The organism is Thiolapillus sp., from assembly GCF_048562965.1.
Taxonomy (GTDB): Bacteria; Pseudomonadota; Gammaproteobacteria; order Chromatiales; family Chromatiaceae; genus Thiolapillus; species Thiolapillus brandeum_A.
The window spans coordinates 1-969 of record NZ_JBHNMF010001035.1; the positions used below are offsets into that span (position 1 = coordinate 1).

General features: G+C 50.8%; 3 protein-coding genes. 2 read left to right on the plus strand and 1 reads right to left on the minus strand.

Features of this window, described 5'->3' with window-relative positions; genetic code table 11:
- Positions 1–24: 24 nt before the first annotated feature.
- Entirely contained in the window at positions 25–402 is a 378-nt protein-coding gene (locus ACOCD2_RS22085; RefSeq protein ID WP_293675614.1) for a DUF4145 domain-containing protein, read from the minus strand.
- 63 nt (positions 403–465) lie between these two features.
- Here ACOCD2_RS22085 and tnpA point away from each other — a divergent pair, with 63 nt between their 5' ends.
- Positions 466–783: an IS66 family insertion sequence element accessory protein TnpA gene (tnpA, locus tag ACOCD2_RS22090; RefSeq protein ID WP_294053659.1), complete on the plus strand. Its 318-nt coding sequence runs from the start codon at positions 466–468 to the stop codon at positions 781–783.
- Positions 780–969, plus strand: a 190-nt coding sequence (gene tnpB, locus ACOCD2_RS22095; protein WP_419586843.1) for an IS66 family insertion sequence element accessory protein TnpB, incomplete at its 3' end; no start/stop codon positions are given. The genes tnpA and tnpB, both read left to right, overlap by 4 nt.

The window sequence follows — 969 nt, forward strand, 5'->3', positions numbered from 1 at the left end:
ATCCTTTCAAAACAATATGTTGCATTATATCCTCGCCCTGCCATTTATGCAATTTGGAATATGACAAAGTAGAATTAGTTTATGCAAAATATCTGCGTCTTTTTTTGTAAGTACACCTTGTTTTTCCAGACCATTAATCTTTTCATACAGATCTTTTTCGTTAGCGTTTTTGTCTTTACATACGGTTTCTACAATCGCCCTAATCCCCATGCCAGTTAATACAGCTAGGCCGGAATTAATTGATTTAATTGTTTCGTGATATATGAGCTGTAAGTTACTTGGTAGTAGGTGAACATAATCAATCGCATCACGACCATCTTCAGGGTTAGGGTATATATCAACAAAATGAGTGAGGTCCTCTGAATTGTTATGTGTTTTTCGTAAGCGCCCAAGAATCCACACCTGTTTTCCCGACCTGACCCCGTGCAGACTTTCTCCTGAAATTTCACGACACAGGAGAAATCGATGGACATGTCTAATGCCACCGAAGGCGCGTCATTCTGGCAGTCACACATTGCGGCCTGGCAACAATCTGGCCTGACGCAGAAAGCCTACTGTGAACAGCAGGAGCTGCGGTATAGTACCTTTGGCTACTGGGTCCGCAAGCTGCGCCGGGCCGCCGAACCGGCAACAAAGAAGAAGGGGGCGGGCTTTGTGCCGGTGATCCCGGCCACGGTACAGCCCACCGGCCTGACCCTGAGCCTGCCCAACGGCCTGGAGATCCGCGGCATCGAAGCAAACAACCTGGGTCTGGTGCGTGATCTGCTGGGGATGCTGGCATGAAGTACCGGTTGCGTCCCCATCCCCGGATGCCGCAGATCTACCTGTATCGGGAGCCGGTGGATTTCCGCAAGAGCTTCCGGGGCCTGGCCGCGATCGTCGAGCAGGAGCTGGGCCACAACCCTTTCGAAGGGGCGCTGTATGCCTTCACCAACCGGCGGCGGGACAAGATCAAGCTGCTGTATTGGG